The organism is Paraburkholderia sp. Cy-641 (assembly GCF_011752945.1).
In the GTDB taxonomy this organism is placed as follows: Bacteria; Pseudomonadota; Gammaproteobacteria; order Burkholderiales; family Burkholderiaceae; genus Paraburkholderia.
In genome coordinates this window covers 29985-44882 of sequence record NZ_VWWM01000006.1, presented here as the reverse complement: position 1 = coordinate 44882, position 14898 = coordinate 29985, and the positions used below count along the sequence as shown (strand labels likewise).

Here is a 14898-nt window from a genome sequence, read left to right as displayed (position 1 = left end):
TCGATTCGGTAAAAGCTTTATCCCCGCTTGCGCTCCGCGCGCAAACCTCTCCTCGAAGTTCCGTCCTGGCGGGAGTTTCCGCCCACCGCCCCCGCCCCACGTCACGGCGCATCCGAACAGGGATCTGGCACCGATCCGCTAGAATGCCGGGTTTTTCCCGACATTCGGCGCGCAACACGCGTGCACTACTGGAGACCCACGCCAATGTCCCTGTTTCGCAAAAAGAGCGTCGAGCACATGCTCACGGCAAGCGCTCAAAACGCCGGCCTGAAGAAGGCGCTCGGCGCGCTCGACCTCACGTTCCTCGGTGTCGGCGCCATCATCGGCACCGGCATCTTCGTGCTGACCGGCACGGGCGCCGTGCAGGCCGGCCCCGCACTGATGCTCTCGTTCGTGATCGCAGCGATCGCCTGCGGCTTCGCCGCGCTCGCCTACGCCGAATTCGCCTCGACGATTCCGGTCGCCGGCTCGATCTACACCTACTCGTACGCGACGCTCGGCGAACTCGCCGCGTGGATCATCGGCTGGGACCTGATGCTCGAATACGGGCTCGCGACCTCGGCGGTCTCGGTCGGCTGGTCGGGTTATCTGCAGTCGCTGCTGTCCGGTTTCGGCGTGTCGCTGCCGATGGCGCTGACCGCGGCCCCCGGCGCCGTCCCCGGACACGACACGCTGTTCAACCTGCCCGCATTCCTCGTGATGATGGCGATCACCACGCTGCTGTCGCTCGGCGTGCGCGAATCCGCGCGGATCAACAACATCATGGTCGCGATCAAGGTAGTCGTCGTGCTGCTCGTGATCGGCGTCGGCGTGTTTCACGTCACGCCGGCCAACTGGCATCCGTTCATGCCGAACGGCTGGAGCGGCGTGTTCGGCGCGGCCGCGGTGATGTTCTTCGCATTCATCGGCTTCGACTCGGTATCGTCGGCGGCCGAGGAAGTGAAGAATCCTAAGCGCGATCTGCCGATCGGCATCATTGCGTCGCTCGGCGTCTGCGCGGTGCTGTATGTCGCGGTCGCGGCGGTCGTCACCGGCATCGTGCCGTCGGCGAAATTCATGGGCATCACGCACCCGGTCTCGTATGCGCTGCAACTGGCGGGGCAGAACTGGGTTGCCGGCTTCATCGATCTCGGCGCCGTGCTCGGCATGCTGACCGTGATCCTCGTGATGGGCTACGGACAGACGCGCGTGATCTTCGCGATGTCGCGCGACGGCCTGCTGCCCGCGAAGCTCTCGAAGTTGCATCCGCGTTTTGCGACGCCGTTCTTCACGACGTGGCTCGTCGGCATCTTCTTCGGCCTGATCGGCGCGCTCGTGCCGCTCAACGTGCTCGCCGAACTCATCAATATCGGCACGCTGGCCGCCTTCTCGATGGTGTCGATCGCGGTGCTCGTGCTGCGCAAGACCCACCCCGAGCTGCCGCGCGCGTTCCGTTGCCCGGGCGTGCCGGTCGTGCCGGTGCTCGCGGTCGCCTCGTGCCTGTTTCTGATGATCAATCTGCAAGGCGTCACGTGGATCGCGTTCGTGATCTGGCTGCTGATCGGCATGGCGATTTACTTCGGCTACTCGCGCCGTCATTCGAAACTGGCGAAGTAACGCTCCGCTTTGGCCGAGCCGCGCGAGTGGGCTGAATGCTTGCGGCGGCGGCCGGGTTGGGTTGTTCGCGACGCCTTCCGCTTGCCCCTATTCATGCGCCCCGCCATGCCCTGCATGCGGGGCGCTTCTTTTTCGGCCGCCGATTGCGCAAGCGCCTCGCTCTTCCCCGCGCGCCCAGATGCGCCGCCGCGCCGAACACACTTCCCCTCATAGCGCACTCGCGCGATTTGTGTTTTACTTTTCGGCAGACCTATAAAAACCCGCAGCACCCTCATCGGACCTCGCGCATCGCAGCCAGCACGCAGTCGAAGGAAAGCAGGGCAAGAAAAATCACAGGTCCGGTCTCATCCCCACGAGATCGGGGCAAGCGCCGAAGTGCTCACGCCGATCGAGTGCGGTGAACGCATGAGATCGGGGCAGGTGCTAAAGCGCCAACTCCGATCGACCGCGGTAAACGCATGGGATCGGAGCAGGTGCTAAAGCACTAACTCCGATCGACGCGGTAAACGCATGGGATCGGAGTAAGCGCTCAAGCGCTAACTCCGATCGACATAGGAGACAGCTTCATGGCGATCAGCATCAGTCTGACGGTTAACGGCGCACCCATCAGCGCCTCAATCGACCCCGGCACCCTGCTTGTCCAGTTCCTGCGCGAGCAACTACGCCTGACCGGCACGCACATCGGCTGCGATACGGCCCAGTGCGGTGCCTGCACCGTGCACCTGAACGGCCGCGCGATCAAGTCCTGCAACATCCTCGCCGTGCAGGCGGACGGCGCGCAAATCACCACCATCGAAGGGCTCGCGCAAAACGGCGCCATGCATCCGATGCAGGCCGCCTTCAAGCATTGCCACGGGCTGCAATGCGGCTTCTGTACGCCGGGCATGGTGATGAGCGCGGTGTCGCTGGTCGAGCGCCAACCCGGCCTCACCGGCGACGACGTGCGCGCGCAGCTCGACGGCAATCTGTGCCGCTGTACGGGCTATCACAACATCGTCAAGGCCGTGCTCGAAGGCGCCGCGGGCATGAAGTCCGCCGCAGCGGCCACCGCCACGAACACCGGCGCGAGCGCGGGCACCCCCGCCGCGACCCCAGCCTGAGGAGCCGACGATGAACGCACCCGATACTCACAGCCTGATCGGCGCAGCCGTCGAGCGCAAGGAAGACTATCGCTTCCTGACCGGCAAAGGCCAGTACACCGACGACATCGTGCTGCCGCAGCAGACCTACGCGGTATTCCTGCGCTCGCCGCATGCGCACGCGAAGATCACCCGCATCGACACGAGCGCCGCGAAGCAGTCGCCGGGCGTGGTCGCGATCTTCACCGGCGCGGACCTCGCCGCTGAAAACGTTGGCGGCCTGCCGTGCGGCTGGCTGATCCACAGCATCGACGGCAAACCGATGAATGAGCCGCCGCATCCGGTGATCGCGCATACGAAGGCGCGGCACGTCGGCGACCAGGTCGCGCTCGTGATCGCCGAATCGATCAAGGCCGCGAAAGATGCGGCCGAACTGATCGACGTCGATTACGACGTGCTGCCGGCAGTCGTCGATACCGCGCATGCGGCCGACCCCGGTCAGGCGGCAGTGCACGACGAAGTGCCCGACAACGTCTGCTACAACTGGGGCCACGGCGACAAAGCCGCGACCGATGCCGCCTTCGCGAAAGCCGCGCACGTGACCACGCTCGACATCGTCAACAACCGGCTCGTGCCGAATGCGATCGAACCGCGCGCGGTCAACGCGAACTATTCGGCGCAGGACGACAGCTACACGCTCTATGTCGCGAATCAGAATCCGCACGTCGAGCGGCTCCTGATGGCCGCGTTCGTGCTGTCGCTGCCGGAATCGAAGCTGCGCGTGATCGCACCGGACGTCGGCGGCGGCTTCGGCTCGAAGATCTTCCTCTACGCGGAAGACGTCGCGCTCACCTGGGCGTCGAAGAAAATTCACCGGCCGGTCAAATGGACCGCCGAGCGCTCCGAGGCCTTCCTCTCCGACGCGCACGGCCGCGACCACGTGACCCACGCCGAACTCGCGATGGACGCCGACGGCAAATTCCTCGCGATGCGCGTGCATACGATCGCGAACATGGGCGCGTATCTGTCGACGTTCGCCTCGAGCGTGCCGACGATCCTCTACGCGACACTGCTCGCCGGGCAATACGCGACACCGGCGATCTACGCCGAAGTGAAGGCGGTCTTCACCAACACGGTCCCCGTCGATGCCTATCGCGGCGCGGGCCGCCCGGAAGCGACGTTCGTCGTCGAGCGTCTGGTCGAAGCCGCCGCGCGCGAGATGAAGCTCGACCCCGCCGAAATCCGCCGCCGCAATTTCATCACCGCGTTCCCGTACGCGACGCCGGTCGGCCTCACCTACGACACCGGCGACTACGACACGCTGCTCTCGCGCGCGCTCGAACTCGCAGACGTGAAAGGCTTCGCCGCGCGCCGCCAGGCCTCGGAAAAGAACGGCAAGCGGCGCGGCCTCGGCTACTCGTGCTACATCGAGGCATGCGGGCTCGCGCCGTCGAACATCGCGGGCGCGCTCGGCGCACGCGCGGGTCTGTTCGAAGTCGGGCAGATTCGCGTGCATCCGACCGGTTCGGTCACCGTGTTCACGGGCTCGCATAGTCACGGCCAGGGGCATGAGACGACCTTCGCGCAGGTGGTCGCGGACCGCCTCGGCATCCCGCTCGAAAGCGTCGAGATCGTGCACGGCGACACCGGCCGCATCGCGTTCGGCATGGGCACGTACGGCTCGCGCTCGCTCGCGGTCGGCGGCTCGGCCATCATGAAGGCGCTCGACAAGATCGAGGCCAAGGCGAAGAAAATCGCCGCGCATCTGCTCGAAGCGTCGGCCGAAGACATCGAGTTCAAAAACGGCGTGTTCAGCGTCGCCGGCACCGACCGCACCAAGGCGTTCGCGGAAATCTCGCTCGCCGCCTACGTGCCGCACAACTATCCGCTCGACGTGCTCGAACCGGGCCTCGAAGAAAGCGCGTTCTACGATCCGACCAACTTCACGTATCCGTCGGGCGCGTATATCTGCGAGATCGAAGTCGATCCGGATACGGGTGTGAGCCGCATCGAGCAGTTCACCGCCGTCGACGATTTCGGCAACGTGGTCAACCCGATGATCGTCGAGGGTCAGGTGCATGGCGGGCTCGCGCAAGGCATCGGCCAGGCGATGCTCGAACGCTGCGTGTACGACAACGAGAGCGGCCAGTTGCTGTCGGGCTCGTACATGGATTACGCGATGCCGCATGCGTCCGATCTGCCCGACTTCACGGTCGAAACCGCGAAGGGCACGCCGTGCACGCACAATCCGCTCGGCGTCAAAGGCTGCGGCGAAGCGGGGGCGATCGGCTCGCCGCCGGCGGTGATCAACGCAATCATCGATGCGCTGGCGCCGCTCGGCGTGACCGACATACAGATGCCGGCCACGCCGCATCGCGTGTGGTCCGCGATTCAAGCGGCCAAGCAACCCTGACCATCGATCCTGAGCGGAGCATTCGACATGTATTCATTCGAGTATCAACGCGCGACGGATTCGCAAGCGGCCGCCGCAGCCCTCGCCGCCGACGGCGACGCGAAATTCCTCGCCGGCGGCCAGAGCCTGTTGCCGACCATGCGCCTGCGGCTCGCGCAGCCGTCGCAACTGATCGACGTGACGCGCATTCCCGCGCTCAAGACGATTGCGGTCAACGCGCAAACGGTGACGATCGGCGCGGCCGTCTGCCACTCGGACGTGGCCGATCACGCGGACGTGCGGCGCGTGTTGCCCGCGCTCGCCGATCTCGCGGGACATATCGGCGACCGCCAGGTGCGCGCGCTCGGCACGATCGGCGGTTCGCTCGCCAACAACGACCCGGCCGCATGCTATCCGTCGGCGGCGCTCGCGCTCGACGCGACCCTCGTCACCGACCGGCGGCGCATTGCGTCAGGCGACTTTTTCGTCGGCATGTACGAGACCGCGCTCGCGCCCGACGAGCTGATCGTCGCGGTCGAGTTTCCGGTGCCCGAGCGCGCGGCCTACGAGAAATTCAACAATCCCGCGTCGCACTTTGCGCTCGTCGGCGTGTTCGTCGCGAAGTTCGCGAGCGGCGTGCGCGTTGCGGTGACGGGCGCGGCGTCGTCGGTGTTTCGGGTGCCGGCGCTCGAAAGCGCGCTGTCGGCGAACTTCGCGCCCGATGCCGCGCGCGCGGTCAGCGTGTCGCCCGACGCGCTGAACGAGGACATGCACGCGAGCGCGGCCTATCGCGCGCATCTGATTCCGGTGCTCGCCGCGCGCGCGGTCACGAAGGCGAATAGTTAGCGATCTTGACCAATCGTGGCCGGCTTGCCGCGCGCTAGTTGACTTCAACCGCGCAGGCAAGCCGGCTTCGCTCACGTTGCACGTGAGGCAAGTTCGCACAGATTCAGGACCACCATGCAGCCGGCTTCAATCGACGACACCCTCGCCCAACTCGCCGCCCAACGCTATTTCGCGAGCCGCGAACTCGCGACCGCGCTGTATCTCTCGCTGCGCATGGAGCGGCCGCTGTTCGTCGAAGGCGAGCCCGGCGTCGGCAAGACCGAACTCGCCAAGGCCGCCGCGGGCCTGCTCGGCACCACGCTCTTGCGACTGCAATGCTATGAAGGGCTCGACACCGCGAGCGCGCTCTACGAATGGGACTACCCGCGCCAGATCATGGCGCTGCGGCTCGCCGAGGCCACCGGCGAGCGCCTTGGCAACGACACGCTGTATCGCGGCGAATTCCTGCTCAAGCGGCCGCTCCTGCAGGCGCTGATGCCCGACGAACATCACCCCGACGCGCGGCGCGTGCTGCTGATCGATGAAATCGACCGCGCCGACGAGCCGTTCGAGGCGTTTCTGCTCGAACTGCTGTCGGACTTCCAGGTATCGATTCCCGAATACGGCACCGTGCGCGCGGCGCAGCCGCCGCTCGTCATCATGACGTCGAATCGCACGCGCGAGGTTCACGACGCCTTGAAGCGCCGCTGCCTCTATCAATGGATCGGCTATCCCGATCGCGAGCGCGAACTCGAGATCGTCGCCGCGCGCGCGCCGCAAACGTCGGCGGAATTGCAGCGGCGCGCGGTCGATTTCGTGCACCGGCTGCGCGGCATGGACCTGTTCAAGGCGCCTGGTATCGCCGAAACGATCGACTGGTGCCGCGCGCTCGAAGCGCTCTCGGTGACGGAACTCGATCCGCAATCGGTACAGAACACGCTCGGCGTGCTGCTCAAGTACCAGGACGATCTCGCGCGCGTGGACGCCGCGCAGATCGCGCAGTGTCTGTCGGCTTGAGGATCGTCGGCATGGCGCATCAAACCGGCCCCGACTCACGCGACGACCCACGCGACGATATGCAGCCGCGCTTTGCACCGGCCGACAGCGCGCCGACGCTCGCGCGCAACGTCGTCCATTTCGTGCGCGTGCTGCGCGGCGCGGGCTTGCCGATGTCGCCGGCACAAGCGGTCGATGCGCTCGCGGCCTTGCACTGGATCGACCTCGGCCGCCGCGACGACGTGCGCGCCGCGCTTGCCGCCGTGCTCGTCACCGCACCCGACGAACGCGAACTCTTCAACGCCGCCTTCGATCTGTTCTGGCGCGATCCCGATTGGGAAGGCAAGCTGCGCGCGCTGCTGCTGCCGACAGTTCGCGACGGACTGCCGCCGCCGACACGCAACAACCGTCTTGCCGATGCGCTCGCGGTACGCATGCCGCCATCTCCGAACGTCAACGCGCCACAGGAAACCGGGCAGCACGAGTTGCGCGCGCATCTCACGTTCAGCGCCGAGGAACGCCTGCGTCATCGCGATTTCGACACGCTCACCGCTGACGAATGGCGCAGCCTGCGCCATCTGATTCGCGCTCAGCGCCTGCCGCTCGCGACCGAGCCGACGCGCCGTCTGAAGGCCGCCTCGCACGGCACGCATGCGGACCTGCGCGCGAGCGCGCGGCAGGCGGTGCGCGCGGGCGGCGACTGGACCGTGTGGAAATATCGCGCGATCGTCGAACGCAAGCCGCCGCTCGTACTGCTGCTCGACATCTCCGGTTCGATGAGCAGCTATTCGCGCGCGGTGCTGTACTTCTGCCATGCGCTGCTGCAATCGCGCGAACGCTTGCAGGTGTTTCTGTTCGGCACGCGGCTCACCAACGCGACGCGCGCCTTGCGCGAACGCGACCCCGACGTGGCCATCGCAACGCTCAGCGATCAGGTGCTCGACTGGTCGGGCGGCACGCGCATCGGCGCGGCGCTCGCCGAATTCAACCGGCGCTGGGCGCGCCGCGTGCTGACAGGCCGCGCGACCGTGCTGCTCGTCACCGATGGCCTCGATCACGAAGCGATCGACGTGCTCGACACCGAAATGGCGCGCCTTGCGCGTTTCGCGCATCGCATCGTCTGGCTCAATCCGCTGCTGCGTTTCAGCGGCTTCACGCCGAAAGCGCGCGGCGTACAGGCGATCCTGCCGTATGTCGACGCGCATCGCCCGGTTCATAATCTGGACAGCCTCGCCGCGTTCGGCCACGATCTCGCGCAACTCACGCGCGCGCCTCGCCGCACGTTCGCCGCGACGACATTCGCAGGAGCAAGCTCATGGAATTGACCGAAACTCACACGCTGCCGGTCGGACAGCAGCAAACCTGGGACGCGCTGAACGACACCGAGATTCTGCGCGCCTGCATCCCGGGCTGCGAAAGCATCGACCCCGACGGCGAAAACGCGTACCTGGTGGCGCTGAGCGCGTCGGTCGGTCCGGTCAGGGCGCGTTTCAAGGGGCGCATGCAACTGACCGAGATCGACGCGCCGACCAGCTACACGATCGTCTTCGAAGGCCAGGGCGGCGCAGCCGGTTTCGCCAAAGGCAACGCGCACGTCTCGCTCGAAGCCGAGAGCGACACCGCGACGAAGCTCTCGTACACCGCGAACGCACAGGTCGGCGGCAAGCTCGCGCAGATCGGCTCGCGGCTCGTCGACGGCGCGGCGCGCAAGATCGCCGGGGAATTCTTCAAGCGCTTCAGTGCCCAGCTCTCGGGCGAAAATAGCGAAGCCGCGGCGGACGGCAGCGCATCGGCTGCAACCGATACCGACGCCAACGCATCGACGCCATCGCAGGAAGCCGCGGACGGCGAGTCCAGCGGCGAAACAACGAAAGGAAAGAAATCATGGACAGCGTGGATCTCGAAGTTCTGAAGTCCAGCGCCCGCTGGCTGGACGAAGGACATCGCGCGCTACTGGTGACGGTGGTGAAGACGTGGGGCTCGTCGCCGCGTCCCGAGGGCGCGATGCTCGCGGTGCGCGATGACGGACTCGTGGTGGGCTCGGTATCGGGTGGTTGCATCGAAGACGATCTGATCGATCGTGTGCGGCAACGAGGCATCGAGCAGACGCATCCGGAAGCGGTCAAGTACGGTATCACGGCCGAGGAAGCGCATCGTTTCGGGCTGCCGTGCGGCGGCACGATCCAGCTCGTGCTCGAACCGTTGACGCGGCAAAGCGGCATCGCCGAACTTTGTCATGCGGTGGAAAGCGGGCGGCTCGTCGCGCGCGAGGTCGACATGGCGAGCGGACACGCGCGGCTCGACGACGCCCTCGCCACCGACGGCGTGCATTTCGACGGCGAGCGTCTGCTGACGATTCACGGCCCGCGCTACCGCATGCTCGTGATCGGCGCGGGACAGTTGTCGCGCTATCTGTGCAATATCGCGGTGGGGCTCGATTATCAGGTGACCGTGTGCGATCCGCGCGAGGAGTACACCGAGGAATGGGACCTGCCCGGCACGAAGATCGTGCGCACGATGCCCGACGACACCGTGATCGACATGAAGCTCGACGAGCGCTGCGCGGTGATCGCGCTCACGCACGATCCGAAGCTCGACGATCTCGCGCTGATGGAAGCGTTGAAAACGCCGGCGTTTTACGTCGGCGCATTGGGCTCGCGCAGGAACAACCAGGCGCGGCGCGAGCGCTTGAAGGAGTTCGATCTGAACGAGACCGAACTGGCCCGTCTGCATGGGCCGGTGGGCATTTATATCGGCAGCAGGACGCCGCCCGAGATCGCGGTCTCGATTCTTGCCGAAGTGACGGCGGCGAAAAACGGCGTCTCGCTGCCGACACTGCTGCAAGTGGAAGGCGCGAAAGCCGCGCGCGAAATCTCAGCCTCGGACGGGGCCGCGTGCAGCGTGTAGCACGCGGCGGATAGCCAACGCCCTGCGCGTGCGCGAAAGCGAAAACGTCAGACCGGCCAGAGCGGCCCTTCCTGCATCGCGCCGATCTGCTCGCGCATCTCGAGAATGCGATCTTCCCAGTAGCGCTGCGTGTTGAACCACGGAAACGCCGCCGGGAACGCGGGGTCGTTCCAGCGACGCGCGAGCCATGCCTGATAGTGAATCAGCCGCAGCGTGCGCAACGCTTCGATCAGATAGAGCTCGCGCGGCTCGAATTCGCAGAAATCCTCGTAACCGGCGAGCAGATCGGCCAGCGCGCGTGATGCCTCGACGCGCTCGCCCGGCAGCAGCAGCCACAGGTCCTGAATCGCGGGACCCATGCGGCTGTCGTCGAAATCGACGAAATGCGGGCCCGCGTCGGTCCACAACACGTTGCTCGGATGACAGTCGCCGTGCAGACGCAGCGTACGAATCTCGCCGGCACGCTCGAACGCGCGCGCGACGCCTTCGAGCGCGAGGTTGACGACGGTTTCCCACGCGGTGCGCACGTCGTCGGGCACGAAACGATGCGCGAGCAGGAAATCGCGCGGCTCGTAGCCGAAGGTTTCGATGTCGAGCGCGGGACGCTCGGCGTAGTTGCGCGTCTGCCCGATTGCATGAATGCGGCCGATGAAACGGCCTAGCCATTCGAGCGTATCGCGCCGGTCGAGATCGGGCGCGCGGCCGCCGCGCCGCTCGAAGACCGAGAAGCGGAAGCCGTCGAACGCATGCAGCGTGCGGCCGTCGAGCACGCGCGCGGTCACGGCCGGAATCTCGCGCGCGGCGAGTTCGGCAACGAACGCGTGTTCTTCGAGAATCGCGGCATCGCTCCAGCGCTCGGGACGATAAAACTTCGCGACCACGGGCGGCCCGTCTTCGACGCCCACCTGGTACACGCGGTTTTCGTAGCTGTTGAGCGGCAGCAGGCGGCCGTCGGTACGCACGCCTGCCGTGACGAGCACGCCGTCGAGCGCGTCGAGCACGGTCTCGGGCGTGAGACGGGCGAACGGCACGGCGCCATCGGCGCCGGCCTCGGGAATGTCGGGAATGATGTCGTTCATGCCCGCATTGTGCGCCGCGCCGCGCGTAAAGACGAGGGCACGGCCTCACAATGTAGCGCGCGCATCAATCGCGCCTTACAGCATCACGACGGCTGACACACGCATGTCACTCGAAACTGCGACCCACTCGCGAGCGACCGCGCACGGCCACGAGCTACTGCGTTCAATGCATCTGCGCGCCGGCGGGGCGCACGAGTTCTCCGGTGTCGATGAGGTCTTCGAGAAAAAAGGGTTCGGTATTCAGTTGCCGCGATGCGCCGGGTTCGCCGGCATACCACGCGACCATCGCCATGTCGCCAAGAATGCGCATGACGATTCCGCGCGCGCCTTGCGGCACGGCGATATGTACCGATCGGACGATGGAACCGACTTGCATGATATTTCCCCGCTTCCCGATGCCGGCTTGATGGCTGCACGCCGGTCGAGGTGATGATAAAAAGCGCCGCTTCGCCGCTGACGTTGCGAGCGCACCTGATCTGCCGCGCGCTTTACGCGTGAAAGGTTCGGGTCATTGTTCCCGTTTTGCGGGGCTTTGGGAAGCGCGATCAGACGGCTTTTCACCCGTCGTTTCGCCCTATTCCAATTACACTGCGCACAGCCGATGATCTCGGCGTAAGACCTCGTAACGAAGATCATCATAAACCCTGCGGGGCGGAGACCACAAAAACGTGCATTGCCTTCATGATCCGGCCGACACGAGCGCGGCACCGGCGAACGCTCGCTTTCACGGCACCCGCTGCACACGCGGCACGTTCCGCGCGCGCGGCGGTGCGCCGCTGCGCCGCGTGTGCGCCGTCGCGGCCCATCCCGCCATGTCCTACGTCATTCGTCTGCACTAGTCATGTGGATCGTTCGTCTCGCGCTGCGGCGCCCCTATACGTTCGTCGTGCTAGCGCTGCTGTTGCTGATCGTCGGACCGCTGACGATCCTGCGCACGCCCACCGACATCTTCCCGAACATCGACATTCCGGTGCTCTCGGTGATCTGGTCGTACAACGGCCTGCCCGCCGACGAGATGGAGCGGCGCATCGCGCTGAACTACGAGCGCGGCCTGTCGGTCGCGGTCAACGATATCGAGCACACGGAATCGACCTCGCTGAACGGCATCACGGTCGTGAAGATTTTTTTCCAGCCGGGCGCGAACATCGACGAAGCGCTCGCCCAGGTCACCGCGCTCTCGCAAACGCAACTGCGCTCGCTGCCGCCCGGCATCACGCCGCCGAACATCCTGCGCTATAACGCGTCGACGGTGCCGATCCTGCGGCTCGCGTTGTCGTCGGCGTCGCTGACCGAGCAGGAGCTATACGACTTCGGCAACAACTTCCTGAAGACGCAGCTCGCCACCGTGCCCGGCGCATCCGCGCCGCTGCCGTATGGCGGCAAGCAGCGGCAGATCATGGTCGATATCGATTCGCGCAAGCTGCAGGAGCGCAATCTTTCGCCGATGGACGTCGTCAACGCCGTCACCGCGCAGAATCTGATCCTGCCGTCGGGCACCGCGAAGATCGGCTCGACCGAGTACTCGGTGGAAATGAACGGCAGTCCCGATTCGCTCGCGGGCCTGAACAACATTCCGATTCGCAGCACCGCGAACGGCACCGTATATATCCGCGACGTCGCGCACGTGCGCGACGGGTTCCAGCCGCAAACCAACATCGTGCGCGTGAACGGCCAGCGCGCCGCGCTGCTCACGATCAACAAGAGCGGCAACACGTCCACGCTCGACATCGTCGATCGCATCAAGACGATGATGCCGACGCTGCGCAACCTCGTGCCGCCGTCGCTCAATATCGACCCCGTCGCCGACCAGTCGCTGTTCGTGCGCGCCTCGGTGCAGGGCGTGCTGCGCGAAGCGCTGATCGCCGCGTGCCTGACGGGTCTGATGATCCTGCTGTTCCTCGGCAACTGGCGCGCGACGCTGATTATCGCCGTATCGATTCCGCTCTCGATGATCACCTCGATCATCGCGCTCTCCGCGCTCGGGCAGACGATCAACATCATGACGCTCGGCGGGCTCGCGCTCGCGGTCGGGATTCTCGTCGACGATGCGACCGTGGCGATCGAGAACATCAGCCATCAGCTCGAACAGGGCAAGACGCTCGAACAGGCGATTCTCGACGGCGCACATCAGATCGCGATTCCGACGCTCGTCTCGACGCTGTCGATCTGCATCGTGTTCGTGCCGATGTTTCTGCTCACGGGCGTCGCTCACTATCTGTTCATTCCGCTCGCCGAAGCCGTCGTGTTCGCGATGCTCGCCTCGTATTTCTTCTCGCGCACGCTCGTGCCGACGCTCGCGAAATATCTGCTGCGCTATCACCACAAGCCGGCGGATCTGCATCACGCGCCGAAGCCCACGCGCAATCCGTTCATGCGCGTGCACTATGCGTTCGAGCGCGGCTTCGCGCATTTGCGCGAGCGTTATCGCGTGTTTCTCGTCGCGCGCGTGGCACGGCCGGGCGGGTTCGTGACGCTGTTTCTCGTCTGCTGTGGCGCGTCGATGTTGTTGCTGCCGTTTATCGGCCGCGACTTTTTCCCCGCCGTCGATGCCGGCACGATCGCGCTGCACATGCGCGCGAAAACCGGCATGCGCGTCGAGGAAACCGCGGTGCTGACCGACCGCGTCGACACGCGCATCCGCCAACTGATTCCGGCCGGCGAACTGCATTCGATCATCGACAACATCGGCCTGCCGGTGTCGGGCATCAACCTCTCGTACAGCAACACGGGCACCATCGGCACCTCGGATGCGGACGTGCTCATCACGCTGAATCCCGAGCATCATCCGAGCGCCGGCTACGTGCGCACGCTGCGGCGCTCGCTCAGCGACGAATTCCCCGGCGTGCAGTTCGCGTTCCTGCCGGCCGACATCGTCAGTCAGACGCTGAACTTCGGCATGCCGTCGCCGATCGACATCCAGATCGTCGGCCGTGAGGTGGCCGCGAATCGCGTATTCGCCGCGACGCTGCTGAACCGTCTGCGCACGGTGCCGGGCCTTGCCGACGCCCGCATCCAGCAGCCCGCCGATCTGCCGCGTATCTTCATCGACGTCGATCGCACGCGCGCGCAGCAGGCAGGCTTCTCGCAGCGCGATATCGCGAGCGATCTGCTCATCACGCTGTCGGGCAGCCAGCAGACCACGCCGACGTTCTGGCTCAATCCGCGCAACGGCGTGAGCTACAACGTCATCACGGAAGCGCCGCAATACACGATCGATTCGCTGCAAGCGCTCGCGAACATTCCGTTGAACGCGAACGGCCGCAGCAACATTCTCGGCTCGCTCGCGACGATGCGGCGCGAAGCCGGCAACGCGGTGCTCACGCACTACAACGCGCAGACCACGATCGATATCTACGGCACCGCCGACGGCCGCGATCTCGGCGGCGTGTCCGACGACATCCGCAAGATCATCGACGCATCGAAAGCCGAGCTGCCGAAAACCTCGACCATCGAACTGCGCGGCCAGGTGCAGACGATGAACGATTCGTTCTCGGGTCTGCTCGCCGGTCTGCTGTTCGCGGTGCTGCTCGTGTATCTGCTGATCGTCGTCAATTTCCAGTCGTGGCTCGATCCGTTCATCATCATCACCGCCCTGCCGGGCGCGCTCGCGGGCATCGTGTGGATGCTGTTCCTCACGCACACCACGCTGTCGATTCCGGCGCTCACGGGCGCGATCATGTGTATCGGCATCGCGACCGCCAACTCGATTCTCGTCATCAGCTTCGCGCGCGAGCAGTTGCTGCTGCACGGCGACGCGACGCGCGCCGCCATCGAAGCGGGCTTCACGCGCTTCCGTCCGGTGCTGATGACCGCGCTCGCGATGGTGATCGGCATGGTGCCGATGGCGATCGGTCTCGGCGAGGGCGGCGAGCAGAATGCGCCGCTCGGGCGCGCGGTGATCGGCGGCCTCACGGTCGGCACGATCGCGACGCTGATCTTCGTGCCGGTCGTGTTCTCGATGATCTATCGGCGGCTCGAGGCGCGGCATCAGCGCGCGGCCGAACACGTGGTGCAGAAGCCATGA

The 14898-nt window shown here is 65.7% G+C and carries 11 protein-coding genes; 9 read left to right on the top strand and 2 right to left on the bottom strand.

Annotated features, from left to right (window positions below; genetic code table 11):
- The first annotated feature begins 204 nt into the window (after nt 1–204).
- The 8 genes from F3J20_RS04905 to F3J20_RS04870 all read left to right on the top strand — a co-directional run bounded on the left by F3J20_RS04905 (nt 205) and on the right by F3J20_RS04870 (nt 9795).
- Nucleotides 205–1596, top strand: coding sequence for an amino acid permease (locus F3J20_RS04905; RefSeq protein WP_167282256.1), 1392 nt, complete (start codon nt 205–207; stop codon nt 1594–1596).
- Nucleotides 1597–2162: 566 nt separating this feature from the next.
- Nucleotides 2163–2696 (top strand): (2Fe-2S)-binding protein, encoded by a 534-nt coding sequence (locus F3J20_RS04900; protein ID WP_167282254.1) that lies wholly within the window; start codon nt 2163–2165, stop codon nt 2694–2696.
- Nucleotides 2697–2706: 10 nt separating this feature from the next.
- Nucleotides 2707–5088, top strand: a complete 2382-nt coding sequence (locus tag F3J20_RS04895; RefSeq protein WP_167282253.1) for a xanthine dehydrogenase family protein molybdopterin-binding subunit — start codon at nt 2707–2709, stop codon at nt 5086–5088.
- 27 nt (nt 5089–5115) lie between these two features.
- Nucleotides 5116–5913 (top strand): xanthine dehydrogenase family protein subunit M, encoded by a 798-nt coding sequence (locus F3J20_RS04890; RefSeq protein ID WP_167042208.1) that lies wholly within the window; start codon nt 5116–5118, stop codon nt 5911–5913.
- Nucleotides 5914–6027: 114 nt separating this feature from the next.
- The gene (locus F3J20_RS04885; RefSeq protein WP_167042206.1) at nt 6028–6909 is read left to right on the top strand and encodes a MoxR family ATPase; all 882 of its coding nucleotides are present in this window, start codon (nt 6028–6030) and stop codon (nt 6907–6909) included.
- 59 nt (nt 6910–6968) lie between these two features.
- On the top strand, nt 6969–8213 hold the full coding sequence (locus tag F3J20_RS04880) for a VWA domain-containing protein (RefSeq protein ID WP_167042509.1): 1245 nt from the start codon (nt 6969–6971) through the stop codon (nt 8211–8213).
- Nucleotides 8204–8800, top strand: a complete 597-nt coding sequence (locus F3J20_RS04875) for a carbon monoxide dehydrogenase subunit G (RefSeq protein WP_167282251.1) — start codon at nt 8204–8206, stop codon at nt 8798–8800. The genes F3J20_RS04880 and F3J20_RS04875 overlap by 10 nt, the downstream gene beginning before the upstream one ends.
- Nucleotides 8773–9795 carry an XdhC family protein gene (locus tag F3J20_RS04870; RefSeq protein WP_167042202.1) on the top strand — a complete coding sequence of 341 codons (1023 nt, stop codon included), beginning with the start codon at nt 8773–8775 and terminating at the stop codon, nt 9793–9795. Before F3J20_RS04875 ends, F3J20_RS04870 begins: the two co-directional genes overlap by 28 nt.
- A gap of 47 nt (nt 9796–9842) precedes the next feature.
- Here the strand turns inward: F3J20_RS04870 and F3J20_RS04865 are convergent, their stop codons facing one another.
- Both F3J20_RS04865 and F3J20_RS04860 read right to left on the bottom strand, forming a co-directional pair.
- Entirely contained in the window at nt 9843–10874 is a 1032-nt protein-coding gene (locus F3J20_RS04865; protein ID WP_167042199.1) for a serine/threonine protein kinase, read from the bottom strand.
- Nucleotides 10875–11037: 163 nt separating this feature from the next.
- Nucleotides 11038–11250 carry a hypothetical protein gene (locus F3J20_RS04860; RefSeq protein ID WP_167042197.1) on the bottom strand — a complete coding sequence of 71 codons (213 nt, stop codon included), beginning with the start codon at nt 11248–11250 and terminating at the stop codon, nt 11038–11040.
- Between the two features lie 465 nt (nt 11251–11715).
- Here F3J20_RS04860 and F3J20_RS04855 point away from each other — a divergent pair, with 465 nt between their 5' ends.
- A complete protein-coding gene (locus F3J20_RS04855; protein WP_167282249.1) occupies nt 11716–14898 on the top strand; it encodes an efflux RND transporter permease subunit in 3183 nt (1060 codons plus the stop codon).